Raw genomic sequence first — 24,064 nt, forward strand, 5'->3', positions numbered from 1 at the left:
CCATGCACATCAAGGAAGAAGCAGTCGAGCGGCACACGCTCGCCGTCATCGTCGACAACGAGCCAGGGATCCTCGCCCGGATCGCCGGCCTGTTCACGGCACGGGGCTACAACATCTCCTCGCTCACCGTGTCGGAGATCAGCGACGACGACCTGATCAGCCGGATCACCATCGTCACCGAGGCCTCGGCCCCGGTGATGGAGCAGATCATCGCCCAGCTCGAGCGGCTGGTGCCGGTGCACAAGGTGACCGACCTCACCGCTTTCGGCCCGCATGTCGAGCGCGAGCTGGCGCTGGTGAAGGTGGCAGGCACCGGCGAGCACCGGATCGAGGCGCTGCGCCTGGCCGAGGTGTACCGCGCCCGGGTGGTCGACGCGACCACGTCGAGCTTCGTCTTCGAAGTGACGGGCGGCTCCGAGAAGCTGGACAAGTTCGTCGAGCTGATGCGCGACCTCGGCCTGGTCGAGGTGGCGCGCACCGGCATCGTCGCGATCGCGAGAGGGGCCGAGGCGGCCTGAGGTTTTCATTCCGTCACCCCGCGCAGGCGGGGGCCAGAGTCACGAGCGGTTCTGCCTGTTGCCCTGGATCCCGGCCTTCGCGGGGATGACGATCACAAAGGGAAGAGAAGAGAAATGCGTGTCTATTACGATCGCGACGCCGATCTGAACCTGATCTCCGGCAAGAAGATCGCCATCCTCGGCTATGGCTCGCAGGGCCATGCCCATGCGCAGAACCTGCGTGACAGCGGCGTGAAGGAAGTCGCCATCGCGCTCCGCCCCGGCTCGGCTTCGGCCGCCAAGGCGGAGGGCGCCGGCTTCAAGGTGCTGCCGAACAAGGAAGCGGCCGAATGGGCCGACATCCTGATGATCCTCGCGCCCGACGAGCATCAGGCCGCGATCTGGGAGAACGACATCAAGGGCAATCTGCGCCCCGGCGCCGCCCTCGCCTTCGCGCACGGCCTCAACATCCATTTCGGCCTGATCGAGGCGCCGGCGGACATCGACGTGATCATGATCGCGCCCAAGGGGCCGGGCCACACCGTGCGATCGGAATATGCCCGCGGCGGCGGCGTGCCCTGCCTGATCGCGATCCACCAGGACGCCTCGGGCAACGCGCACGACCTGGCGCTCGCCTATGCCTCGGGCGTGGGCGGCGGCCGCTCGGGCATCATCGAGACCAATTTCCGCGAGGAATGCGAGACCGACCTGTTCGGCGAGCAGGCGGTGCTCTGCGGCGGTGCCACCGCGCTGGTCCAGGCCGGCTTCGAGACGCTGGTCGAGGCCGGCTATGCGCCGGAAATGGCCTATTTCGAGTGCCTCCACGAACTCAAGCTGATCGTCGACCTGATGTATGAGGGCGGCATCGCCAACATGCGCTACTCGATCTCGAACACCGCCGAATATGGCGACATCAAGACCGGCCCGCGCATCATCACCGAAGAGACCAAGAAGGAGATGAAGCGGGTGCTGGCCGACATCCAGTCGGGCCGCTTCGTCAAGGACTTCGTGCTCGACAACCGCGCCGGCCAGCCCGAGCTCAAGGCCAGCCGCATCGCCGCCAAGCGCCACCCGATCGAGCAGGTCGGCAGCGAGCTGCGGGCGATGATGCCGTGGATCGGCGCCAACAAGCTGGTCGACAAGGAAAAGAACTAAGGCAATCTTGGTCCCTTCCCGTCCGCGGGGAGGGCAAGGATCCGGAGGGCATGACGGGCCGCATGGTGCGCGGGCCGGGATTGCCTTCCCCCAACCCTCTCCCGCATGCGGGAGAGGGTTTTTTCATGAGGGCACAGCATGAGCGATACCGACGAGGGCCGTGGCGGCGTGAACCGGGTGGAGGCGTTCTCCGACGGCGTGATCGCGATCATCATCACGATCATGGTGCTCGAGATGAAGGCGCCGGAGGAACATGGCCTGGAACGTCTCTGGACATTGTGGCCGGTCTTCACCGCCTATGTGCTCAGCTATGCCTATGTCGCGATCTACTGGGTGAACCACCACCGCATGTTCGCCCATGCCACCCGAATCACCAACGATCTGCTCTGGGCCAATATCGCCCTGCTCTTCACGCTCTCGCTGGTGCCCTTCGCCACCGCCTATCTGGGCGAGCAGCATTTCACGCACGACGCGGCGCTCGTCTATATGTGCGTGATGATGCTGCCGAGCTTTGCCTATGTCTGGCTCCAGGCGGTGATCCGCCGCACGGGCCGGCAGGACGAGGCGGCGCAGGCCTATCACCACCGCACCTTGCGCAAGGGCGCGGTGGCCTCCGCCATCTATGCGAGCGGCATTGCCCTCACTTTCGCCTCTCCCTGGGCGGGGCTCGCCTGCGCGGCGCTGGTGGCGGTGCTGTGGTTCCTGCCGAAGAGCCCGATCGACGCGCTGTTCGGGGAGTGAGGGGCCCAAGGAACGCCGGGTAGCGCGTCTTCGAGGCGGGTAAGCGCATCCCGATGCAAGGCTTCACCCGCACGCGCGCTTCCGGCTAGGGGTCTCGACTTATTTCGGGGGATTCATGAGGGAACAAGCACGCCGACGCCGCGCCGCGCCTCCAGCGAAGCGGCTGGACGATATCGAAACGGGGTCCGCCCTCGACGCCGCGCCCGCAAGGCCCGAAGGCATTCGGCTGGGCAAGCGGCTGACCGAGTATTTCTCCGTCGTGACAGCCGCTTCCTTCGCGCTGTCGATCCTCGCGAACCAGGCGGTCTTCGATCGCTGGGGCTTGAACTTCCTCCAGCTCGCGACATTCGCCGATGTCGCGATGTCGGGCCTGTCGCTTCTGTTCTTCACCATTCCCCTCGCCATCGCATTCCTTGCGGCATGGTTCGTGGGCGGCTTCCAGGGGCGGCTGCGCTGGCTGTGGCGCATCGCGCTGGGCCTGGCCGGCTTCGTGTTCGTCCTCGGCATCTGGGGTCTGTCGCGGACCCAGGCGGACCAGGGCGCGGCAGCGGCGGCTTCGACGGGCGGCGTCGTGATCATGGGCTTGCTCAGCCAGGCCGCGCTGCGCGTTCGACGGAACCGGACTGCGCGCGCGGGAATCACCGCTGCGGCAACGCTCGCGCTCGCAGCGTTCACGCTCTTCCAGACCATCGCCTATACCGTGCAGAAATACCAGGTCAGCGGCTATTCCGGGACGGTTCCGCTCTATCGCACCCCCGCCATGCCGGATTGCGTCGGACGCGCCCTCTGGACCGGCGAACGGGCCGTGGTGCTCGATTGCGATCGCAAGGGCGATCCGCAGGACATTCGGGTGATCTTCGGACAGGAGAGCGGCGCGTACAGCCCGGTCAGGCCGCACGCTACCCATTGAGGGACGTGCGGCCCCGAGGCGCCCACCCGGGGCCGCATATGAAAAGGGCGCCCCGGTCTCCCGGAGCGCCCCCATCCCTGGCCGAAGCCTGACTTCTAGAAGCCGAAGCGCAGCCGCGCGCCATAGAAGCGCGGATAGCCCGGATAGCCGTTGTAGTTGCCGGTCTGCTCCGGCACCGCAAAGCCCGAAATGAAGTAGAAGGTGTTGGTCAGATTCTCGACGAACACCTCGCCGCGGATCTTCCCGTCGTTCGACTGCAGGCCGATCGAACCGTTGATCAACCCATAGCCTTCGTTGCGGATCGCCGTGTGGCCGGTCACCGGATCGGGGTTGCTCGAGGGGATGTCGACTTCGCTGTTGTAGCGCGCATCCATATGGATCAGGCCCTTGAGCCCGCTCGTGATCTGCGGCTCCCAGGTCACCGAGCCGGTCACCGTGTGCTTCGGCTGGTTCTGGAACTGGCGGCCCTCCTGGCCCTGGAGCGGCGTGCCGGTGAAGTTGTTCGACTTGGAATATTGGGCGTCGATATAGCTGTAGCCCAGCTGGAAGGTCAGGTTCTTGGACGGCCGGATCGTCGATTCGATCTCCACACCCTTCGAAACGCTCTTGGGCACGTTCTGGACGACGAAATTGTTGCCCGAAAACACCAGCGACTGCAGGTTGTAGAAGTTCATGTAGAAGGCGGCGATGTTCAGCGAGAAAGCACGGTTCGGGCTGAACTTGGTGCCGATCTCGAATGCGTCGTTGGTCTCCGCGCCGAAGCGCAGGTCACGGCCCTGCGGGCCGTTGCCCCCGAGCAGCACCGAGTCGAAGGTCGCCTGGTCGAGGTTATAGCCGCCCGACTTGTAGCCGTGATCATAGCTTCCATAGATCAGCAGCTTGTTCGAAAGCTTGTAGGCGAGCTTCACGGTGCCGGTGATCTTGTCGTCGGTGAAGCTGTCGGCGTAGTTGCCGTTGAACTCGGTGTTGATCGCGGGGTTGCAGCTCAGCAGGTACAGGTTGTTGAAGATACCGAGCTGCTTGAGCAGGTTGGCATAGGCGGTCGCCGCGGGATTGCCCGCGCGCACCTGGTTGAAGAAGGTGCAGCTGCCGGTGTTGTTGTTGATCGACGCGTTCATCGCCTTGCGCTCATGGTTCCAGCGCGCGCCGAGGGTCAGCGAGAAATTGTCGCTGATATTGATGATGTTGTGCGTGAACAGCGCGAAGGCATCGGTCTTCACGCCGAACTGGTCGTTGTTGTTGCCCTGACCGGCAACGGCGCCCGGCAGCGGCGACGCGGCCAGCGCGGCAAGGCCCGGGATCGGCGTGGAGGGGAAGCCCGGAATCACGCAGAGGCTCCCCGGCGCCGTGCCGGCCTGGGCGCGGAAGCAGCCGACCAGCGGCGCGAGCGTGGCGCCATAGACCGCCTGGAGCGCCGGCAGCGAATTGGGCACCGCCGGATTGAGGAACACGGCGCCCGGCGTCGGTACCGCCGGACCGAGCGAGCCGTAGAACTGCACCTTGCCGCCGAAGGAGGGGCCGGCAAGCGCATTGAACACCGAATCGACGTACAGATTGGCGTCGTTGCCGACGCGCACCGTGTCGGTCAGGTCGTTCTGCTCGTGCAGGTAGAAGCCGCCGACGAGCCAGTCGAGCACGCCGCCGAACGCCGAGCCCTGGAGGCGGACTTCCTGGGTGAAGTCCTTCAGCCGGGTCTTGTAGCCATCGCGATAGGCGCGATCGATGCCCGAGAAGTCGATGTCCTGGCTGCGGAGTGCGCGCCAGTCGCGATAGGCGGTGATCGAAGTCAGCTTGGCGCCGCCCAGATCCCAGTTGAGCTCGCCCGAAAGGCCCCAGTCCTTCACCTTCTCGCCATAGTTGCGATTGGGCGAAGCGGCCTGGATGCGGTCGCTGGGTTGGCCGGTATAGATGCCGACCCGGCCCTGCGACGCCGCGATCCCGTTGATCACCTGGGCAAGGCCGCCACGCACCACCGAGACGGTGGCGCAGCAGACTTCGTCGGTCTGGTAATAATCGGCGATCAGACGGAAGGTCACGTCGCCCTTGTCGAGCAGCGCCTGGCCGCGCAGCGCCCAGCGATCGATGTCGTTGAAACGGCGGTCGCTATTGGCGTCCTTGATATAGCCGTCGCGCTTCCGGTAGCTGCCGTCGAGGCGCAGGGCGAGGCCCTCGCTCACCGGGCCCGTGATCGCGCCCTTGACGCCATAGGCATTGTAGTTGCCGTAGGTGCCCTCGACATAGCCATGGGTCTCGAACTGCGGCAGCGCGGTGTAGATGCTGAGCGCGCCGGCCGAGGTGTTGCGGCCGAACAGCGTGCCCTGCGGGCCGCGCAGCACTTCGACGCGCTCCAGCTCGGGCAGCTCGGAGATGGCCACGCCGGCACGGGCGCGGAACACGCCGTCGATGAACACGCCGACCGCCGGCTCGAAGCCCGGATTGTCGCCGCCCGTGGTGATGCCGCGCAGATAGATGGTGGTGCCGGTGGCCGAGGACTGGCCGGTCGAGCTCTGGATCGACGGCGCCAGCTGCTCGAGGTCGCGGATATTGTCGACGCCGGCATTCTGCAGCTCCGCGGCGCCGATGGCGGTGATCGCGATCGGCACGTCCTGCACGGTCTCGTTGCGGCGGGTGGCCGTGACGACGATCTCGTTGGCGGAGGTATATTCCTGGCTGTCGTCCGCGGCCGGTGCGGTCGTCGTCTTCTGCTGGGCAAAGGCGGGCGTCGCGAGGAACAGCGTGAGCGCAGTCGCCGCGAGCAGGTCGAGCTTCTTCATCGGGTGCATCCCCCTCCTTGGGCGCCGGCCGGCTCCTACCGGTCACGGCGTTGCTTTTATCGCCAGCGAAACTAACGCTGCATTTTTCAGCCCGTCAACGGGGATAAGGGCCGGAACTCCGCAGTTTCCCGCCGTTTTTCTCGATGAGATACAGTTGAGCCACACTCGGTTTCTGCAAGAACCGCAGATGCCGTAGCGTAAAGACCGAAAGTCGCGAGGAAGAGAAGAAAATGGTGCATGATCACGAGGGGCCCGAAGATGGCGACATCGTTGCGCCGTCGGCCAAAATTCCGGTCCCCGCCGAAGTCTCGGACGCGATCCGCACGCTGATCCGCTGGGCCGGCGACGATCCCGGGCGCGAGGGGCTGCTCGACACGCCGCAGCGCGTCGCCCGCGCCTGGAAGGAATATTGCCAGGGCTATGACGAGGACCCCGCGCATCACCTGGGCCGCGTGTTCGAGGAAGTGGGCGGCTATGACGATATCGTCCTGCTGAACGGCATTCCGTTCCAGTCGCATTGCGAACATCACATGGCGCCGATCACCGGCAAGGCGTCGATCGCCTATCTGCCCAAGGACCGGGTCGTCGGCATTTCCAAGCTGGCGCGCGTGCTCCACGGCTTCGCCAGCCGGCTCCAGGTGCAGGAACGGCTCACCGCGCAGGTGGCGGACTGCATCTGGGACAAGCTGCGGCCCCAGGGCGTCGCCGTCGTGATCGAGGCGACGCATGGCTGCATGACCGCGCGCGGCGTGCGCACGCCTGGCGTCGGCATGGTGACCAGCCGGATGATGGGCGTGTTCCGCGACGACGAACGCAGCCGCCAGGAAGTGCTCAAGCTGATGGGCTATTGATGCGGATATTGGTCACCGGCGGGGCAAGACGGATCGGCGCGGCGATCGCCCGCCGGCTGGCGCTGCGCGGCCATGCCGTGGCGATCCACCATCACCATGCCCCCGGCGAGGCCGCGGCGCTGCGCGCGCAGATCGAAGCCGAGGGCGGCACCGCCTGCGTAGTGAGCGGCGAACTGGCCGAGGCGGAGACCGCCCCCGCATTGATCGCGGCGGCGCGGAACGGGCTGGGCGGTGCGGTGGAGGGGCTGGTCAACAACGCGTCCCAATTCGCCTGGGACGCCCTGCCCCTCACCGATTTCGCGCTGCTCGACCGGCACATGCGCGTCAATTGCGGCGCTCCCGTCGCGCTCGCCTCGGCGCTGGCGGCGCAGGACGATCTCGATGAGGGCGCCGTGGTCAACCTGCTCGACCAGAAGCTCGCCAACCTCAATCCCGATTTCCTGACCTACACGCTCAGCAAGGCAGCGCTCGCCACTGCGACCGAACTGCTCGCCCGCGGCCTCGCGCCGCGCATCCGGGTGAACGCGGTCTCGCCGGGCCTCACGCTCCCCAGCCTCGACCAGACCGCCGAGGAATTCGCCGGGCATGCCCGCCAGAACCTGCTCCAGCGCCCCGTCGCGCTGGCCGACATCGCCGCCACGGTCGAGCATCTGCTCACCGCCCGGAGCATCACCGGCCAGAATGTCTTCGTCGATTGCGGCCAGCGCTTCCTGCAGCGCGACGGCGACGTGATGTTCGAGGGGCGGAAGCGCCCGCATGGCTGAGTATGCCATCCTGCTCGACGGGCTCGAAGTGGCGATGGGCCTGGGCATCCATCCCGAGGAACGGGCCGCCCCCCAGCGCGTGACGCTGCACGTCGCGATGACCTGCCGCTATCCCGCGCCGCCGGAGGACCGGATCGACGCGGTGGTGGATTACGACTTCCTGCGAACCGGCATCCGCAAGCTTGTGGAATCACGGCATTTCGAGCTGCAGGAGACGCTTTGCGAGCAGGTCGCGGCCCTGGCGCTGAAGGATCCGCGGGTGATCCGCGTCACTGTCCGCTCGATGAAGCTCGACATCTATCCCGATGCGCGCATCGGCTGCGAGATCGTCCGGACACGCTAGCCCCCCGCGGATAGCCTCGTTCTGGACCCAATTTCCGGAACCTCTCCGTTTCGCGATCCCGTGCGCTTTGATAGTCTCCATTGCGCTGGCCGTCACCGGCGGTCCGCAAGGGGGAATCGCAATGCTATCCTGGTGCAAGCTGGCTTTGCCGCCGATCGCGGCCGCCCTGTCGCTCCTGTCGGCAAGCCCCGCGCATGCAGCAGGCAATCCGCAGCTCGAACTCTGCAACCAGTTGCCCCAGCATCTGGGCGAGCAGGAAAAATGGCGACTGAAACAGGCGCTGACCGAGAGCTTCCCCGTCCGCTATTTCGATACGCTTTCCAGGGTCCGGATCGAAGAGACGGTCAATGAATATCTGCTGGGACCGCAGGCAGGCGCCCCGATGGGCGGACAGGGAGCGCCCAAGATCATCGTCCCGGCGGCCTTCCTTCCCCGGCAGTGCCGAATGCTGCTCCTTCAGGCCTATCACCTGTCCGGCAACACGCGTGGCGAAGAGAAGGTAAAACCCGCCGCCCAGGCCTGTATCCGCCGTGGCGGAGGATGGGCCAGCTGCCTCGATGCAGCGGTGACCGCCCATCTCGCACAGGCCAGCCCCGTGCCCTGGGAACCGAGCGATGCCGATGGATTGACGATCGAACAGTTCCTCGCCAACGCGCCCTGGCTGAGCGTACAGTTCCTCATGGCGCACGAAGCAGCCCATCTCGTGCTGCCGAAGCAGGGCGAGAGCGCCGAGCTGGAAGCCGATCTGCTCGGGCTCCAATCGATGATCAGCAACGGCACCTTGCCGATCGGCCTGTTGTCGGGCTTCGCCACCACTTCCCTGATCGACGAGGTGGTATCGGCCGATCTTCATGGATCGAGCGCCTGCCGCGCCTTGCGCTCGCAGCAACTCACCAAGCGCCTGCTGCCCAAGGTGCTGCTATTGTCCGTGGCGCTGATCAAGCCGGAGAAGTTCCGGGCCGCGCAGGCCAATTCCGATCTCAGCGACTCCACCAGCCTGCTGATGGCTCCCGCCGGGCAGTGCACGACCTATTCGCCCGGGCGCTTCGATGCGATGGAGCGGGACCTGGATGACCTGCTGGTGATATCCAAGCGATCCGTCGAGGCAGTCAATGCCGGCACCCCCTACGACCTCGCCGCGGCGCTGGATGCATTCTCCCCGCGCACGCCCGACGGGATGAAATGGAAGACCGTCATGCTGTTCATGAGCGCGATGCGCGGATCGATGACCGGCACCTTCGATTTGGCAGGCGGGCGCCAGTATCTTGCGAAGATAGAACCCCTGTTCGGCAAGGTCGACCTGACCAGCCTCGCGCCCAACAATTATGCGGCTCTCGCTTTCTTGCGCGCGATGTCCTGGTACATGAGCCAGCCCGCCGGAACGAGCGCGGTTGCCAATGCCCGCGAACTGGTGGCCCGGTTCAACGTCGCGCAGCGATATCTGCCCCTGGACGGGCCTGTCCTGGAAATGGCCAGGGTTGGCGTCGCCAACAAGGATCTGGCCGCCATGGGAGTGGTGATGGCGGCGCTCAGCTTCTCGCTGGCCCGGATCATCGCGGAGGGATGCGGCGACCCCGAGAGGATGATGAAGCCCTTCGTGGCCATCAATCCCGCCATGGTCGGTGCCGATCGCGCCGCTGCCTGTGTCGAGCTCCGCAATTCCTCGATCGCGTCGCAAGTGAAGGAGTTCGGCTGGACCGCGAATTAATTCGGGCCGCATTTCCCGGCATAGGCCACCAGCGCCGCGCCATAGCTGTCGCCCAGGCTCTGTCGCAGCTCGGGCAGGCCGACCAGATAAACATGGCAGGCAAAGGCGTGGATATCGTTCTTGAACCAGAGTTCGACCATCTGCGCATCGCAGAGATTGTTGGCCGCGCAACTCGCGATGTCGGCATAATAGTCGGTCAGCTTCTGCAGATCCGCGCGAATCTCCGGTGGGATATCCTGGGCCGGATAGGGCTTGCCGGCGATGCGTGCGATATACGCCTTGTCGTAAATGCCCCGCGCGTCGGTGAAGTATTTGTTCACGCGCTGCTGCGGACCCCGCAGGGCTTCGTCATATTTCATCGCCAGTAGCGACGCGGTCATTTCCTGGCGCCGCATATGCTCGGCATCGCTTCGCCCCGCGAAATAGATCCAGACCATCACGGCGACCGTCACCACCACGGCGACGTCGGCACCGATCCGAATCCAGTCGATCACCGGCGCCCAGCCTCGCCGTGTAGGCGGGGCATGCATCGCGCCGGTCGCCGGAGTCGTCATCAGCGGCGCCCCCCACAGGGCGAGAGATAGAGCGCAACCTTGCCTGGCCGCGAGAAGTCAGCGATCCCCATATTCGGCCTGCTCGCCTGCCGGAGGCACTTCAGCTCGGGAACGGTCAAGGGCAGGATGCGCTCGCCCGGCGGCACGGGATAGGAACCCTGCACCAGCGAGGGCGGGCAGGTGGTGAGGTCGATCACCACCTTTCCGGAGGCCAGGCGCACCTCATCCAGATGCCGCATCAGGCACCGATAGGCGCGGCGCTCGAGCAGCACCGGCTGGGCACGGCGCTGAACAACCGGCTCGCCGTCGCCCATCAGGGCAACAATCAACGTCAGGATCATGCATCCCCCCTGCGATCGCTGCCCGCATCCTAGTTCCGCCGCGCGATTCGGGACAATCGCAAACCGTTGCCGATTCGGAACGAATCCCGGCGCCGCAAGGTGCCGCTGCCGGGCGCGCTCAGGCCCGGTTCGCCGCGCTTAGCACCGCGCGCACCGAAGCCGTCGCGATGTCGGCATCGATGCCTACGCCGAACACCGTGCGCCCCTCGGCGGTACGGCATTCGACATAGGCGGCCGCCTGCGCATCGGCACCATGGCCGATCGCATGCTCGCTATAGTCGACGACGTCGAGCGCCGGCCCGGTCGTGCCCGCCAGCGCGTCGATCACGCCCGAGATCAGGCCGTTGCCGCGGCCGGAGATCGAGCGCGCCTCCCCGTCCACCGCGATGCGGCCGACGAACACGCGCTGCCCGGCGGCGCCGGTCTCCTCGTAATCGACCAGCGCGAAGCGATCGCCGGCGCCCGGCAGATAGGTCTGCTCGAAGCGGCCCCAGATGTCGGCGGCATTGAGCTCGCGGCTGGTCTCGTCGGCCAGCGCCTGGACGTGACGCGAGAAATCGGCCTGCATCCGCTTGGGGAGCTTCAGCCCCTTGTCCTGCTCGAGCACCCAGGCGACGCCACCCTTGCCCGATTGCGAGTTGACCCGGATCACCGCCTCGTAATCGCGCCCCAGATCCTTGGGATCGATCGGCAGATAGGGCACGTCCCAGATCTCGTCGTTGCGCGCTTCCTGCGCGGCGAAACCCTTTTTGATCGCGTCCTGATGGCTACCGGAGAATGCCGTGAACACCAGGTCGCCCGCATAGGGATGCCGCGGATGGACGGGGATCTGATTGCAATATTCGACTGTCTGGATCACCTCGTCGATGTTCGAGAAATCCAGCCCCGGATCAACGCCTTGCGTGTACATGTTGAGCGCCAGCGTGACGATGTCGACATTGCCGGTGCGCTCGCCGTTTCCGAACAGGCAGCCCTCGACACGGTCCGCGCCCGCCAGCAGCCCCAGTTCGGACGCGGCGACGCCGGTGCCGCGATCATTGTGGGTGTGCAGGCTGATCACCACCGTCTCGCGGCTTCGGATGTTTCGGCAGAACCACTCGATCTGGTCGGCATATATGTTGGGCGTCGCCGCCTCGACCGTGGCCGGCAGGTTGAGGATCAGCGGGCGCTCGGTGGTCGGGCGCAGGATGTCCATCACTGCCTCGCAGACCTCGACCGAGAAATCGAGCTCGGCGGTCGAGAAGGTCTCCGGGCTATACTCGAAATGCCAGTCGGTATCGGGCTGCTTGGCGGCCTCGTCGCGCAGCACCTTGGCGCCGGCGATCGCGATGCCCTTGATCTCCTCGCGGCTCATGCCGAACACGATGCGGCGCCATGCCGGCGAGACGGCATTGTAGAGATGAACGATCGCCTGTTTCGCGCCCTTCAGGCTCTGGAAGCTGGTCTCGATCAGGTCCTGGCGCGACTGGGTGAGCACCTGGACGATCACGTCGTCGGGGATCCTGTCCTGCCGGACCAGGCTCGAGATGAAATCGAACTCGGTGGCACCCGCGCTCGGAAAGCCGACTTCGATCTCCTTCACGCCCACCTTGCAGAGCAGCTCGAAGAAGCGGGTCTTCTTCTCGGCATCCATCGGGTCGATCAGCGCCTGGTTGCCGTCGCGCATGTCGGTCGACAGCCAGCGGGGCGCCTTGGTGATGGTGCGGCTCGGCCATTGGCGGCCGGGCAGGTTTACCTGGGGGAACGGACGATATTTGATACTCGGATCGCGCAGCATGACAGCTCTCTCTCGGCTGGAGACTTGGGTTCAGATCTGTGAATTGCCCTTAGGGGCGTGCGCGTGCGCGTCCGGCCCCTAAGGGCGGATAAGTCGCAGTCCGAGAAGCGCGCGAGCCGTCATGATGGGCTCCCCTTAGACAAGCCCGCGCGGCCTTGTCCACCTTACATTGCGTTTGTCGCTGCCGTATTTTCGTTTTCCGTCGCCGCGGGAGCCTCATCCGTAACATTGTTGCTCGCCACCACCGGTTCGGGCGTCTCGCTCGGCCTCGGGCTCGGCGTGGCGACGATCTCGGCCATGGGCGGCGGATCGGAATAGTTGGTGCCGGTGGTTCCGCCGCCGCCGCAGCCCGCCAGAATCAGCAACCCGCCGAGCACCAGACCGCGCATCCCGCTCTCCCCTTTCGCCATGAAATCGCACGATAGCACGGCAAATTCCCCTCTCCTACCGGCCGTTTAACCCCAGTTATCCCCGAAATATCGCTCTCGGAGCCCGTCTCGGCGCATCTGCTCTCTAGACAGACGCGTTTTGTCACGATCAAAGGGTTGCAGGTGAGGACGAATGCTCTCACCGCGGTACATCGTAGGCACGAAAAGCGGCGAAAGGGTTCGCACACGCCGCTGGCGCCCACGAAGGCATAGCCCGTCCAGGGCAGGAACAGGAGAAGACTTTATGGCCGAGACCAAAGCACGCGGCGGTATCGCCAAGCCGGTGACCCCTTCGCCCGAGCTGGCCAAGATCACCGGCTCCGCGGACCTTCCGCGCAGCGAAGTCGTCAGCAAGCTGTGGGACTATATCAAGAAGAACAACCTGCAGAACCCGGCGAACAAGCGCGAGATCCTCGCCGATGACACGCTGCGTCCGATCTTCGGCACCGACAAGGTGACGATGTTCGAGATGAACAAGCACATCGCGAAGCACGTCAAGTAAGCCGGCCGGGGCCATGGGGCCCTGCCGCTGAACATGCGAAGGGCGGGTTCCCGAGGGAGCCCGCCCTTTTGCTTCAGGAGATACCAATGGCCGAACGTTTCGAACGCCATCGCCAGCCCTGGCGCCCCGACGAAGTCCAGAAGCTCCACACGCTGGCAAAGAAGGGCATGGCGCTGAAGGCCATTGCCAAGGCGCTCACCCGCAGCGAGGAATCGGTGAAGGAGCGCGCGAAGCTGGACGGGCTCAGCATCGCCAAGCTGCACTAGCCCGGGGAGCGCTGCCGCTTGCCGCAGGCCGAACACCTGCTAGGCCCGCCGCAATGTACGACGCGATCATCCTGGGAGCCGGCGCCGCGGGGCTCATGTGTGCGCTCACCGCCGGCCAGCGGGGCAAGCGCGTGCTCCTCGTCGATCATGCCGATGCGCCGGGCAAGAAGATCCTGATCTCGGGCGGTGGCCGCTGCAACTTCACCAATCTCGGCACCGCGCCCGATCGCTACCTCTCGCAGAACCCGCATTTCATGAAGTCCGCGCTCGGCCGCTACACCGCGCAGGATTTCCTCGACCTGGTCGAGCGTCACCGCATCGCCTGGCACGAGAAGACGCTGGGCCAGCTCTTCTGCGACGGCTCCGCGCGCCAGATCGTCGAGTTGCTGCTCGACGAATGCGCCCGCGGCCAGGTGGAGATCTGGCTGGGCGACGCGCCGCGGGTCGAGCACGCCGATGCCCGCTGGCAAATCGCCTGCGGCAGGCGCATCGCCACGGCGCCCGCGCTGGTGCTCGCCACCGGCGGCCCCTCGATCCCCAAGCTGGGGGCGACCGGCTTCGCCTATGACTTCGCCCGCCGCTTCGGCCTCAAGGTCGTCGAGCCTCGCCCCGCCCTCGTCCCGCTCACGCTGAGCGGCGAGGAAGCGCTGTTCCGCGAGCTTTCGGGCGTCTCGACCGAAGTCACCGCCAGCGCCGGCAAGGCACGCTTCCGCGAGGCCGCGCTGTTCACCCATCGCGGCCTGTCCGGGCCCGCGATCCTCCAGATCTCGAGCTATTGGCGCCACGGCGAGAGCATCGGCATCGATTTCCTGCCGGATGCCGGGCCCGGCTGGCTGCCCGCCGCCAAGCGCGCCCGCCCCCGCGCCACCCTGCGCAAGCTGCTCGGCGAGGCGCTGCCCACGCGCCTGGCCGAGGCGCTGGCCGAGAAGCTCGCCCTGCCCGCCGAACTCGCCAACACGCCCGATCGCAAGCTCGAGGACGCGGCCCGCCGCCTCGCCGACTGGCGCTTCGCGCCCGGCGGCACCGAAGGCTTTGCGAAAGCCGAAGTCACCATCGGCGGCATCAGCACCGCGGAACTCAGCTCGCAGACGATGGAAGCCCGCAAGGTGCCCGGCCTCTACGCGATCGGCGAAGCAGTGGACGTAACCGGCTGGCTCGGCGGCTACAATTTCCAATGGGCCTGGGCGAGCGGCCGCGCCGCGGGGCTCGCGCTCTAGGGTCCGGTTCAGGCGCTGCCGGAAACCCGCCCGGACATGATTTCCTGGCACACCCGTCGCGCGACGCATGATCCTATCGACCAGATCGGAAATATTACAACACTCCCCATGCCGAATTTCACAGGCAAAATAATGTTTCCATCATGTGTCTCCTACAAAGGGCTTGTCCGATCCCGCTTCCCGCGCGGCCGGCCGAGCAACTGGCTTCCCGGGCCGTATCGCCCGGAGGCCGTGTAGGAGGATTCTCGATGCACTGGTTCCAGGCCATCGCGCCTATCCGTCTCAAGCTGTACGTCGCCTTCGGCTCGCTGATCGGCGTCATGGCGCTGATCGCGCTCGTCGCCTTCCTCGCGCCGCCTCTGGCGGCGGTGCCGATCTCGGTGCTGCTGATCGGCGGCGCCGCGATCCAGTGCGCCCGCTATCGCGCCGCGATCGCCGACCCCTATGTCTCCACCGTGGTCCGCATGGAAGCGCTCGCCGCCGGTGACCTCGCCAGCCCGATCCTGTTCGGCGACTATCAGGACTGCGTCGGCCGCATGACCAAGGCGATGGGGGTTTTTCGCGACAACGCATTCGAACAGGCCCGCCAGGCCGAGGAACAGTCGATCGCGGTCACCCATCTCGGCGCCAGCCTTGCGCGTCTTACCCGCGGCGACCTCACCGCCGAGATCGGTGAGGGCTTCCCCACGGGCTATGCCGAGCTGAAGACCAACTTCAACGACGCGCTCGCCGCATTGCGCGGCCTGATCGGCGCGGTGATGGAAAGCGCCGCGACGATCCAGACCGGCTCGAGCGAGATCGCCCAGGCCGCGGAGGATCTCGCCCGTCGCACCGAAGCCAATGCCGCCAGCCTGGAGGAGACCTCGGCCGCGGTCGGCCAGATGGACGTGCGGCTCAAGACCACAGCCGAAGCCGCCGGCCGCACCGTCGCGCGCGCCGACGACGCGATCTCGACCGTATCGGGCGGCCGCGCGATCGCCGACGAGGCGGTGCAGGCGATGACTCGCGTCAGCGACAGCGCCAAGGGCATCGACAGCGTGATCGAGGGCCTGGACAAGATCGCCTTCCAGACGCGGGTGCTGGCGATGAACGCCGCGGTGGAAGCAGGCCGCGCCGGCGAGGCGGGACGCGGCTTCGCGGTGGTCGCCGACCTGGTCTCGGCGCTGGCGATGCGGGCGGAGGAAGAGGCCGGTCGCGCCCGCGACCAGCTGACCGCCACCCAGGCCGATATCGGCACCGCCGTCGGGATGGTCCGCAAGGTCGACGGCGCGCTCGCCGACATTTCGGGCGATGTGGGCGAGGTCCATGCGCTGCTCGGCCAGATGGCCGGCGACAATCAGGCCCAGGCGGCCGCGATCACCCAGATCAGCACCGCGATCGGCGACATGGATCGCGGCACCCAGCAGAATGCCGCGATGGTCGAGCAGACCTCGGCGGCGGCGCGCAAGCTCACCGGCGAAGTCGGCGCGCTCGGCGAACAAGCGGCGAAGTTCGACGTCGGCGCCTCGCCGCGCGCCGGCCTGCGCGTCCCCGGGCGCAGCCGAAGCCGCGTACCGGCGGCGTGCCCGCCAGGCTGGCGCCGGCAGCGCCCGCCAAGGATTGGGCGAGCTTCTGATCCAGCCGCGAGGGCGCCCGCACCCGGCGCCCTCGCAGCTGCCGGCCCCACATCGTCCGGCGACGAGACCCGCCCGCCGCCCTCGCTCGGTCGCAGGGACTATTCCGCCGCCAGCCGCGCCCCGCGCCGCTGCGCGATACGGGGCATGCTCGCCTCGATCCAATCGGCCAGGCCGCGCACATGCGCCGCAGCCTCGCGCCCCATCGGCGTCAGGCTGTATTCGACGTGCGGCGGCACCACCGGATAGGCGACGCGATCGACCAGTCCGTCACCCTCCAGCCATTGCAGCGTCTGCGCCAGCATCCGCTCGCTCACCCCGCCCACCTTGCGGCGCAGTTCGCTGAAGCGATGCGTGCCGCCTTCCAGCGCGATCAGGATCAGCACGCCCCATTGGCTGGTCAGGTGCCGCAGCACCTCGCGCGAAGGGCAATCGGGCGACATCAGGTCGCCGCGCCGCACGCGGACCGAGAAGGGTTCGACAGGATTTTCCATACTTACGTCTATGTATGTACTTACGATTAGTAAGCAAGGTCAATATCTGGATGTCCGTCCCCAAGGAAGGAACGGATCCAATGACCATCGCCATCACCGGAGCCACCGGCCAGCTCGGCCGCATCGTCGTCGAAAAGCTCAAGGAGAAGCTGCCCGCCAGCGAGATCGTCGCGCTCGCCCGCAATCCGGAAAGGGCCGGCGATCTCGGCGTCGAGGCGCGCCGCTTCGACTATGACCGGCCGGAGGCGCTCGCTCCCGCGCTCGCCGGCGTCGACGCGTTGCTGCTCATCTCGTCGAGCGAAGTCGGCAAGCGCGCGCCGCAGCATGCGGCAATCGTCGCGGCGGCCCGGCAAGCCGGCGTCGGCCGCATCGTCTATACCAGCCTGTTGCGGGCCGACACCACGCCGCTGAGCCTGGGCATAGAGCACGCCGAGACCGAGCGGGCGATCGCCGCCTCCGGCATCCCGCACACCTTCCTGCGCAACGGCTGGTATCTCGAAAACTATGCCGCCTCGGTACAGGGTGCCCTGGCGCACGGCACGCTGATCGGTGCCGCCGGGGAAGGCCGCATCGCCGCCGCGTCCCGCGCGGACTATGCCGACGCCGCAGTCGCGGTGCTGCTCGGCACCGGACATGACGGCAAGACCTATGAGCTGGCCGGCGACACCATTTTCACCCTTGCCGGGCTCGCCGCCGAAGTCTCGCGCCAGGCCGGCCGCGCCATTCCCTATCATGACCTTGCCCAGGCCGATTATGCCGCCGCGCTCGCCGGCGCGGGCGTCCCCGCGCCCTTCGCCGAAATGCTCGCCGCCTGGGACATCGATATCGCGAACGGCGCGCTGTTCGACGACGGCCGCCAGCTCTCGCAGCTGATCGGCCGGCCTACCACCGGCCTGGCGGACGGCGTGCGGGCACTGATCGGCTGACCGCGTTTGCTCCCCTCTTCGGGAGGGGAGCAAAGACCGGCAATGTCGGCGAGACAATCCCGACTCCGGTGCCTTCGCCGATGCTCCACGCACGTGCGGACGATTCAGCGAAGGCAATGTTTTCGCCGCAACGAATTTACGAGCCGCAACCGAGATCCGGCGAAATCCGCCATTTAGTTGCTCAACCACGCGGTTGAACGACACAATAGGACGCCGCCGGAGATCAACCCTCTTTTCCCTTGCGATGCGGGCCCGGCGAGCCCATGTGCGGGGCCTCATGTCATTTGCCGATCTTCCTGCGCTTCTCGCCGAAGCGCTCGCAGCGCGTGGTTATGCCGCGCCCACGGCCGTCCAGGCCGCCGTCATCGCTCCCGAGGCCGCGGGCCGCGACCTCATCGTTTCCGCCCAGACGGGATCGGGCAAGACCGTCGCCTTCGGCCTCGCCATGCATCCCGAACTGCTCGGCGAGGATGGCCGCATCGAGCCGACCCGCGAGCCGCATGCACTGATCATCGCCCCTACCCGCGAGCTGGCGCTCCAGGTGAGCCGCGAGCTCATCTGGCTCTACGGCCCCACCGGCGCGCGCATCGCCACCTGCGTGGGCGGGATGGACGCCTCGAAGGAACGCCGCCAGCTGAGCTATGGCGCCCATGTCGTCGTCGGCACCCCGGGCCGCCTGCGCGACCATCTCGAACGCGGTGCGCTCGATCTCTCGGCGCTGCGCGCGGTGGTGCTCGACGAAGCCGACGAGATGCTCGACATGGGCTTTCGCGACGATCTGGAGGCGATCCTCGACGGCACGCCCGAGACGCGCCGCACCCTGCTCTTCTCGGCGACCATGCCCAAGCCGATCGTGGCGCTCGCCAGGCGCTACCAGAAGGACGCGCTGCGCATCTCGACCGTGGGCGAGGATCGCGGCCATGGCGACATCAGCTATCAGGCGATGACCGTCAGCCCCTCGGACATCGAGCATGCGGTGATCAACCTGCTGCGCTTCCACGAGGCGGAGACGGCGATCCTGTTCTGCGCGACGCGCGACAATGTCCGCCATCTCCATGCCAGCCTGGTCGAGCGCGGTTTCGCCGCCGTGGCGCTGTCGGGCGAGCATAGCCAGAACGAGCGCAACCACGCGCTCCAGGCGCTGCGCGACCAGCGCGCGCGCGTCTGCGTCGCCACCGACGTGGCGGCGCGCGGCATCGACCTGCCCACGCTCACTCTGGTGGTGCATGTCGAGCTGCCGCGCGATGCCGAGACGCTCCAGCACCGCTCGGGTCGCACCGGCCGCGCCGGCAAGAAGGGCACCGCGGTGCTCATCGTCCCCTATCCGCGCCGGCGCCGCGTGGAGATGATGCTCAAGGGCGCGCGCATCCCGGTCGAATGGGTCGAGGTGCCGAGCGCCGAGGCGATCCGCGCGCAGGATCGCGAGCGGCTGATCGCCGCGCTGCTCGCACCCGTGGAGATCGAGGAAGAGGATGCCGCCATCGCCGAGCGCCTGCTCGCCGAGCGCAGCCCCGAGGAACTCGCCGCCGCGCTGGTGCGCGCCCATCGCGCCGCGCTGCCCGCGCCCGAGGAACTCAGCGACCGCAGCCATTCGGACAGGCGCGAGGAGCGCCAGGCCGGCCAGCACCGCCCCGGCTTCGACGACGTCGCCTGGTTCCGCATGGATATCGGCCGCCGCCAGAACGCCGATCCGCGCTGGATATTGCCGCTGATCTGCCGCCGCGGCCACATCACCAAGGCCGAAGTGGGCGCGATCCGGATCGGGCCGAACGAAACCGCCTTCCAGATACCGCGGGCGCTCGCGGCCAAGTTCCTCAGCGCCGTCGCCCGTTCCGCCGAGGGTGACGACGATGTCCGCATCGAGCCGTCGGAAGGCCCGGTGCAGGGCGCCCGGCCGCAGCGCAACGGCCCGAACCGTCCCAACTATCAGGCCAAGCCGCACCGCAAGGGCCCGCCCCGGGGTCACGCGCCCAGGTGAGGGTCCTCGTCGACGCCGATGCCTGCCCGGTGAAGGACGAGGTCTACAAGGTCGCCTGGCGGCACGCGGTGCCGGTGGTGATCGTGAGCAATGCCTGGCTACGCGTGCCCCAGCACCCGCTCGTCAGCCGCCAGGTAGTGAGCGACGGCTTCGATGCCGCCGACGACTGGATCGCCGAACGGGCTGGCGCGGACACGGTGGTGATCACTGCCGATATCCTGCTGGCCGACCGCGCACTCAAGGCGGGATCGAAGGTGCTGGCCCCGAACGGCAAGCCGTTCACCACCAGCTCCATCGGCGCGGCGATCGCGACCCGGGCGATCATGGCCGATCTGCGCGCCGGCGGCGACCAGATCGGTGGCCCCCGACCCTTCTCCCCCGCCGACCGCTCGGCCTTTCTCCAGGCGCTCGATCGCGAGCTGGTGGCGCTGAAGCGGGCCCTTACGCAATATTAGGAGACCATCGCGCATAGTTTCGGCATCGGGATGAGGGACCTTGCCGGGGACATGCACGAATTTCCGCTGATCGCACCGCGGCCACCGCGGCTGAGCAAGCTGACCGAGGCGCTGCGATCCATCGAGGCACGCGGCGTCTACAGCAATGGCGGCCCCGTCGTCCGTGAATTCGAGAGCCGCGCAGTCGCGGAACTGTTCGGCGGCCAGGGCGCCGCGCTGGCGGTCAACAACGCCACGATCGGCCTGATCCTGGCGATCCGCCAGGCGGCGGAAGGCCGCAGGGGCAAATACGCCCTGATCCCGAGCTTCACGTTCGCCGCCACCGCGCATGCCGCCATCTGGGCCGGGCTGACGCCGATCCTCATCGACAGCGCCCCCACCGACTGGGCGGCAGGCGCGGAGGCCGAGGAGGCTATGCTCGCCCGCCATGCCGGCGAGATCGCGGTGCTCGTCCCCTACGACACCTTCGGCACCTGCATCGATCTGGCCCGCTACGCCCGGCTTTCGGAACAGCATGACGTCGGCGTCGTGGTCGATGGCGCCGCCTCGCTCGGCAGCATCGACGCCGCCGGCCGCGGCTTCGGCACCGGCGCCCCTTTCGCCGCCGTCTTCTCGATGCACGCGACCAAGACCTTCGCGACGGCCGAGGGCGGGCTCATCTATAGCGCCGATGCCGAGCGGATCGATGCGCTTCGCCGCATGCACAATTTCGGCTTCGGCCTCCCCCGCTCGGCGACCGAGCCGGGCACCAACGCCAAGCTGCCTGAAGTGCTTGGCCTGCTCGCGCTCGCCAAGCTCGACGAAATCGACGCGGTTGCCGAGCATCGCGCCGCGCTCGACCGCGCCTATCGCGCCTGTCTCGGCGACGCCGTCACGCTGCAGGCGACCAGCGCCGTCCGCCAGGTCGCACAGTTCATGCCGATGCTCCTGCCCCGGGGCATCGACCGTGCCGCGGTGATCGCGGAGCTCGCCGGCAAGGGCATCGGCAGCGGCCATTATTTCGCACCGCACCTCGCCCAGCAGCCCTATTTCCAGCGCGAGAGCCTGCTGTATCCCACGCCTGTTGCAGACGATCTCGCCGCCCGGATGCTCTCGCTTCCGGTCACCGACGCCATGACCGAAGCCGATGTCGCCACTGTCTGTGGCGCCCTCCATGCCGCGCTCCGCAAGCCGCACATCGTCGTCCCCGCCCCGCAGCCCCGGATTCTTTCCACGGTCCTGGTCGGCGGCGGCCCGGCCGGCATCGCCTTCCTCATCTCGGCGAGCAAGCGAGGCAAGCTGCGCGAACTCGGCGCCGGCCTCGCCGTGATCGAGCGCGGGCCGAGCCTCGGCGGCGGCCAGCTGCCCAACTACGCCATCACCTCGGACAGCACGGCCGAGACCTTCCTCAGTGCAGTGAAGGACAATCCCGAACCGGGCATCGCCGCGCTGATCGATCACCCCGCCGCCCGCGAGATCGCCCGCTATGCCGGCAAGCTCGGCGTCCCCCTCCATCGCACCGGCCCCTTCCTCGAAGCGATGGGCCAGCGCGTCGGCGCGATCCTGGCCGAGAGCGGCGGCCGCGTGCACACCGGCCATGAAGTGCTCGACAGCCGCCGCACCGCCGCCGGACTGTGGCAGACCCGCATCCGCGACCTCGCCAGCGGGGCGCAACACGAACTGCTCTCCGAGAACATCGTCCTTGCCACCGGCGGCTATCAGTCGGCCAGCGACATTGCCGCCGCCACCGTCGCCGGCGCGCAACTGGGCGAGCAGGCCGGCGAACGGCTGATGCTGTGCGACGACATGCTGCGCACGGGCGGCATGGAGCGGCTGCGCGCCCGCATCGCCCATAGCCGGGCGCCACGCATCGCGATCATCGGCGCATCCACCTCGGCGATCGCCTCCGCGGTCCTCCTCCTCAAATCCGACATCCCGTTCGGCGCCGAGAGCCTGAGCCTGCTCCATCGCGAGGCGCTGCGCCCCTGGTATCCCAATGCCGAGGCTGCCCATGCCGACGGCTTCACCGATTTCGGCCCCGACGACATCTGCCCGCTTTCGGGTTTCGTCTATCGCCTGGCCGGCTTCCGGCTCGAAGCGCGCGAGCTGGTGCTGCGCATGCTCCGCATCGGCGGCCGCACCCCCGATCCGCGCGTCCGGCTCCACCGGCTCGCCGGCCCGGATTCCGACGCCGCCCGCATCCTTGCCGAAGCCGATGTCATCGTCGCCGCGCTCGGCTATCGCCCGCACGCCCTGCCGCTGCTCGACGCGGCAGGCCAGCGCATCGCCCTTGCCGCCCATGCGCCGGGCCGCCCGCGCCTGGCCGACCAGCTCTGCCGCGTCAGCGACGCGGAGGGGCAGCCGCTGCCCGGCGCCTATGGCATCGGCCTCGCCGCCGGCTTCGTCCCCGAAGGCCGGCTGGGCGGCGAGAAGAGCTTCAAGGGCAAGGCCAACGGCCTGTGGCAATGGCAGAACGATGTCGGCCAGCTGATCGTCGACCAGCTGCTCGGCCAGGCCGTGAGTCTCGCCGCATGAACGGCCTGCCCGCCCCCGCAATCTCGGTCATCATGCCGGCCTATAACGGTGCGCCATGGATCGGCGCGACGATCGACTCCGTGCTGGCGCAGGACTTTGCCGACTGGGAGCTGGTGATCGTCGACGACTGCTCGACCGACGACACCCGCGCCCTGCTCGCCAGCTTCGCCGATCCGCGCATCACCATCCTCCATGCCGAGGCCAATGGCGGCCCCGTCCTCGCCCGCAACCAGGCCTTCGCCGCGGCGCGTGGGCGCTACATCGCCGGGCTCGACCAGGACGATCTGTGCAAGCCCGGCCGCTTCGCCGCGCAGGTCGCCCATCTCGACGCCAATCCCGGCACCGTGCTCGTCGCCACCGCGGCCGAACTGCTCGAGGACGGCCGTCTCACGCCCTGGCCGGGCGATCGACCGCTCACCCCGGCGACCATCGACTGGCTGCTCCTCACCCAGAACCCGCTGGTCTGGTCCACCGTCATGTTCCGCGCGGAGGCCGCGCGGCTGCTCGAGCCGTTCGAGCGCCCGCAGGTGCGCTACGCCGAGGATTTCGACCTCTATCACCGGCTCGGCCGCTTCGGGCAGATCGCCCGGCTCGACGCGGCCCAGCTTCTCTATCGCTGCCATCCCGGCGGCGCCTCGAAACGCTATGCCGAGATGATGGCCGCCAGCGCCGCGCGCGTGCTCGCCGGGCGCTATGCCGGCGTGTTCGAACCCGATGCGGTGCAGGCCAATGCCGAGCTGGTGGTGCGCTATTTCATGGCGCGCGAGCCGGTGCCCGACCTCGGCACGCTGAGCCGCCTCTCGCGCATCCTTGCCACGCTCCATGCCGACCATGTCGCTCGCACGCCGCTCACCCGGCAGGAGCGGATCGAAGTGGATGGCGAACATGCCCGCCTCTGGTGGCTGGTCGCCCGCCCCGCGCTCCGCCAGGGCGCGGTGACGCTGCGCGAAGCGATGGGCGTGCTGCCCGAGAGCGTGAGCCTGCCAGCCAAGGACCCGGATCGGCTGATCTCGCCGCTGATCGGCCGGGTGCGGGCGATCGGACGCGGGCTCGGCGTGGCGCTGTAGGGCAGCTCCGGAGCGCGGAAGTCGGCGACGCTCAGGGTATGGGGCACTCCTTGCCCTCCCCGCACAGTCACCATGCTGGAGAATATTCCCGCCCCGGCGACGGGCGAGAAGGGCGGCCGGATCCGACATCGCAAGCGCAATGTGCCGGTCCCGCCGCTGGCGGACCGCCGAGTCGGATCGGTGAGAGGA

General features: G+C 67.6%; 22 protein-coding genes and 1 pseudogene. 17 read left to right on the forward strand and 6 right to left on the reverse strand.

Annotated elements, in window-relative coordinates; all coding sequences use genetic code 11:
• Positions 1 to 2 precede the first annotated feature (2 nt).
• The 4 genes from ilvN to BGP17_RS18120 all read left to right on the forward strand — a co-directional run bounded on the left by ilvN (position 3) and on the right by BGP17_RS18120 (position 3,303).
• Positions 3 to 518 (forward strand): acetolactate synthase small subunit, encoded by a 516-nt coding sequence (ilvN, locus tag BGP17_RS18105; RefSeq protein ID WP_086128979.1) that lies wholly within the window; start codon positions 3 to 5, stop codon positions 516 to 518.
• Between the two features lie 114 nt (positions 519 to 632).
• A complete protein-coding gene (gene ilvC / locus BGP17_RS18110; RefSeq protein ID WP_286712998.1) occupies positions 633 to 1,652 on the forward strand; it encodes a ketol-acid reductoisomerase in 1,020 nt (339 codons plus the stop codon).
• Between the two features lie 138 nt (positions 1,653 to 1,790).
• The gene (locus tag BGP17_RS18115) at positions 1,791 to 2,393 is read left to right on the forward strand and encodes a TMEM175 family protein (protein WP_286713000.1); all 603 of its coding nucleotides are present in this window, start codon (positions 1,791 to 1,793) and stop codon (positions 2,391 to 2,393) included.
• A 115-nt stretch (positions 2,394 to 2,508) separates the two neighbouring features.
• Complete coding sequence (locus BGP17_RS18120; RefSeq protein WP_286713002.1) at positions 2,509 to 3,303, forward strand: hypothetical protein; 795 nt, start codon at positions 2,509 to 2,511, stop codon at positions 3,301 to 3,303.
• Positions 3,304 to 3,398: 95 nt separating this feature from the next.
• Here the strand turns inward: BGP17_RS18120 and BGP17_RS18125 are convergent, their stop codons facing one another.
• The gene (locus tag BGP17_RS18125; protein ID WP_167298251.1) at positions 3,399 to 6,077 is read right to left on the reverse strand and encodes a TonB-dependent receptor domain-containing protein; all 2,679 of its coding nucleotides are present in this window, start codon (positions 6,075 to 6,077) and stop codon (positions 3,399 to 3,401) included.
• A 230-nt stretch (positions 6,078 to 6,307) separates the two neighbouring features.
• On the opposite strand from BGP17_RS18125, the gene folE reads away from it, so the two are divergent.
• The 4 genes from folE to BGP17_RS18145 all read left to right on the forward strand — a co-directional run bounded on the left by folE (position 6,308) and on the right by BGP17_RS18145 (position 9,743).
• Positions 6,308 to 6,928, forward strand: coding sequence for a GTP cyclohydrolase I FolE (folE, locus tag BGP17_RS18130; RefSeq protein WP_167298250.1), 621 nt, complete (start codon positions 6,308 to 6,310; stop codon positions 6,926 to 6,928).
• Positions 6,928 to 7,692: an SDR family oxidoreductase gene (locus BGP17_RS18135; protein WP_286713004.1), complete on the forward strand. Its 765-nt coding sequence runs from the start codon at positions 6,928 to 6,930 to the stop codon at positions 7,690 to 7,692. Before folE ends, BGP17_RS18135 begins: the two co-directional genes overlap by 1 nt.
• Complete coding sequence (locus tag BGP17_RS18140) at positions 7,685 to 8,035, forward strand: dihydroneopterin aldolase (protein WP_167298248.1); 351 nt, start codon at positions 7,685 to 7,687, stop codon at positions 8,033 to 8,035. The genes BGP17_RS18135 and BGP17_RS18140 overlap by 8 nt, the downstream gene beginning before the upstream one ends.
• A gap of 121 nt (positions 8,036 to 8,156) precedes the next feature.
• The gene (locus BGP17_RS18145) at positions 8,157 to 9,743 is read left to right on the forward strand and encodes a hypothetical protein (protein ID WP_286713006.1); all 1,587 of its coding nucleotides are present in this window, start codon (positions 8,157 to 8,159) and stop codon (positions 9,741 to 9,743) included.
• On the opposite strand, the gene BGP17_RS18150 is transcribed toward BGP17_RS18145, so the two are convergent.
• The 4 genes from BGP17_RS18150 to BGP17_RS18165 form a co-directional block, all read right to left on the reverse strand.
• The gene (locus BGP17_RS18150; protein WP_286713008.1) at positions 9,740 to 10,297 is read right to left on the reverse strand and encodes a hypothetical protein; all 558 of its coding nucleotides are present in this window, start codon (positions 10,295 to 10,297) and stop codon (positions 9,740 to 9,742) included. The two genes, BGP17_RS18145 and BGP17_RS18150, sit on opposite strands and share 4 nt — an antisense overlap.
• Positions 10,297 to 10,638, reverse strand: coding sequence for a hypothetical protein (locus BGP17_RS18155; protein WP_167298245.1), 342 nt, complete (start codon positions 10,636 to 10,638; stop codon positions 10,297 to 10,299). The genes BGP17_RS18150 and BGP17_RS18155 overlap by 1 nt, the downstream gene beginning before the upstream one ends.
• A 118-nt stretch (positions 10,639 to 10,756) precedes the next feature.
• Positions 10,757 to 12,415 carry a 2-isopropylmalate synthase gene (leuA, locus tag BGP17_RS18160; protein WP_167298244.1) on the reverse strand — a complete coding sequence of 553 codons (1,659 nt, stop codon included), beginning with the start codon at positions 12,413 to 12,415 and terminating at the stop codon, positions 10,757 to 10,759.
• A gap of 164 nt (positions 12,416 to 12,579) precedes the next feature.
• Positions 12,580 to 12,825: a hypothetical protein gene (locus tag BGP17_RS18165; protein WP_286713010.1), complete on the reverse strand. Its 246-nt coding sequence runs from the start codon at positions 12,823 to 12,825 to the stop codon at positions 12,580 to 12,582.
• 262 nt (positions 12,826 to 13,087) lie between these two features.
• On the opposite strand from BGP17_RS18165, the gene BGP17_RS18170 reads away from it, so the two are divergent.
• The 4 genes from BGP17_RS18170 to BGP17_RS18185 all read left to right on the forward strand — a co-directional run bounded on the left by BGP17_RS18170 (position 13,088) and on the right by BGP17_RS18185 (position 16,690).
• A complete protein-coding gene (locus tag BGP17_RS18170; protein ID WP_086128965.1) occupies positions 13,088 to 13,345 on the forward strand; it encodes an SWIB/MDM2 domain-containing protein in 258 nt (85 codons plus the stop codon).
• An 86-nt stretch (positions 13,346 to 13,431) separates the two neighbouring features.
• Positions 13,432 to 13,611 carry a hypothetical protein gene (locus BGP17_RS18175; protein WP_137862246.1) on the forward strand — a complete coding sequence of 60 codons (180 nt, stop codon included), beginning with the start codon at positions 13,432 to 13,434 and terminating at the stop codon, positions 13,609 to 13,611.
• A 53-nt stretch (positions 13,612 to 13,664) separates the two neighbouring features.
• Positions 13,665 to 14,828 carry a BaiN/RdsA family NAD(P)/FAD-dependent oxidoreductase gene (locus tag BGP17_RS18180; RefSeq protein ID WP_286713012.1) on the forward strand — a complete coding sequence of 388 codons (1,164 nt, stop codon included), beginning with the start codon at positions 13,665 to 13,667 and terminating at the stop codon, positions 14,826 to 14,828.
• A gap of 248 nt (positions 14,829 to 15,076) precedes the next feature.
• Positions 15,077 to 16,690 (forward strand): methyl-accepting chemotaxis protein, encoded by a 1,614-nt coding sequence (locus tag BGP17_RS18185; RefSeq protein WP_286713014.1) that lies wholly within the window; start codon positions 15,077 to 15,079, stop codon positions 16,688 to 16,690.
• On the opposite strand, the pseudogene BGP17_RS18190 reads toward BGP17_RS18185, so the two are convergent.
• Positions 16,642 to 16,935 (reverse strand): annotated as a pseudogene (locus tag BGP17_RS18190) (winged helix-turn-helix transcriptional regulator); the annotation flags it as partial. The gene BGP17_RS18185 and the pseudogene BGP17_RS18190 sit on opposite strands and share 49 nt — an antisense overlap.
• Before the next feature lie 80 nt (positions 16,936 to 17,015).
• Between BGP17_RS18190 and BGP17_RS18195 the strand changes: the two are divergent.
• The 5 genes from BGP17_RS18195 to BGP17_RS18215 all read left to right on the forward strand — a co-directional run bounded on the left by BGP17_RS18195 (position 17,016) and on the right by BGP17_RS18215 (position 23,875).
• Positions 17,016 to 17,861 carry an NAD(P)H-binding protein gene (locus BGP17_RS18195; protein ID WP_286713015.1) on the forward strand — a complete coding sequence of 282 codons (846 nt, stop codon included), beginning with the start codon at positions 17,016 to 17,018 and terminating at the stop codon, positions 17,859 to 17,861.
• A gap of 277 nt (positions 17,862 to 18,138) precedes the next feature.
• Positions 18,139 to 19,839: a DEAD/DEAH box helicase gene (locus BGP17_RS18200; protein ID WP_286713016.1), complete on the forward strand. Its 1,701-nt coding sequence runs from the start codon at positions 18,139 to 18,141 to the stop codon at positions 19,837 to 19,839.
• Complete coding sequence (locus tag BGP17_RS18205) at positions 19,836 to 20,294, forward strand: YaiI/YqxD family protein (RefSeq protein ID WP_286713017.1); 459 nt, start codon at positions 19,836 to 19,838, stop codon at positions 20,292 to 20,294. The genes BGP17_RS18200 and BGP17_RS18205 overlap by 4 nt, the downstream gene beginning before the upstream one ends.
• A gap of 51 nt (positions 20,295 to 20,345) precedes the next feature.
• Positions 20,346 to 22,808 (forward strand): DegT/DnrJ/EryC1/StrS family aminotransferase, encoded by a 2,463-nt coding sequence (locus BGP17_RS18210; protein ID WP_286713018.1) that lies wholly within the window; start codon positions 20,346 to 20,348, stop codon positions 22,806 to 22,808.
• Complete coding sequence (locus BGP17_RS18215) at positions 22,805 to 23,875, forward strand: glycosyltransferase family 2 protein (RefSeq protein WP_167298235.1); 1,071 nt, start codon at positions 22,805 to 22,807, stop codon at positions 23,873 to 23,875. The genes BGP17_RS18210 and BGP17_RS18215 overlap by 4 nt, the downstream gene beginning before the upstream one ends.
• Positions 23,876 to 24,064 lie beyond the last annotated feature (189 nt).

Source organism: Sphingomonas sp. 67-41, from assembly GCF_001899725.1.
In the GTDB taxonomy this organism is placed as follows: domain Bacteria; phylum Pseudomonadota; class Alphaproteobacteria; order Sphingomonadales; family Sphingomonadaceae; genus Sphingomonas; species Sphingomonas leidyi.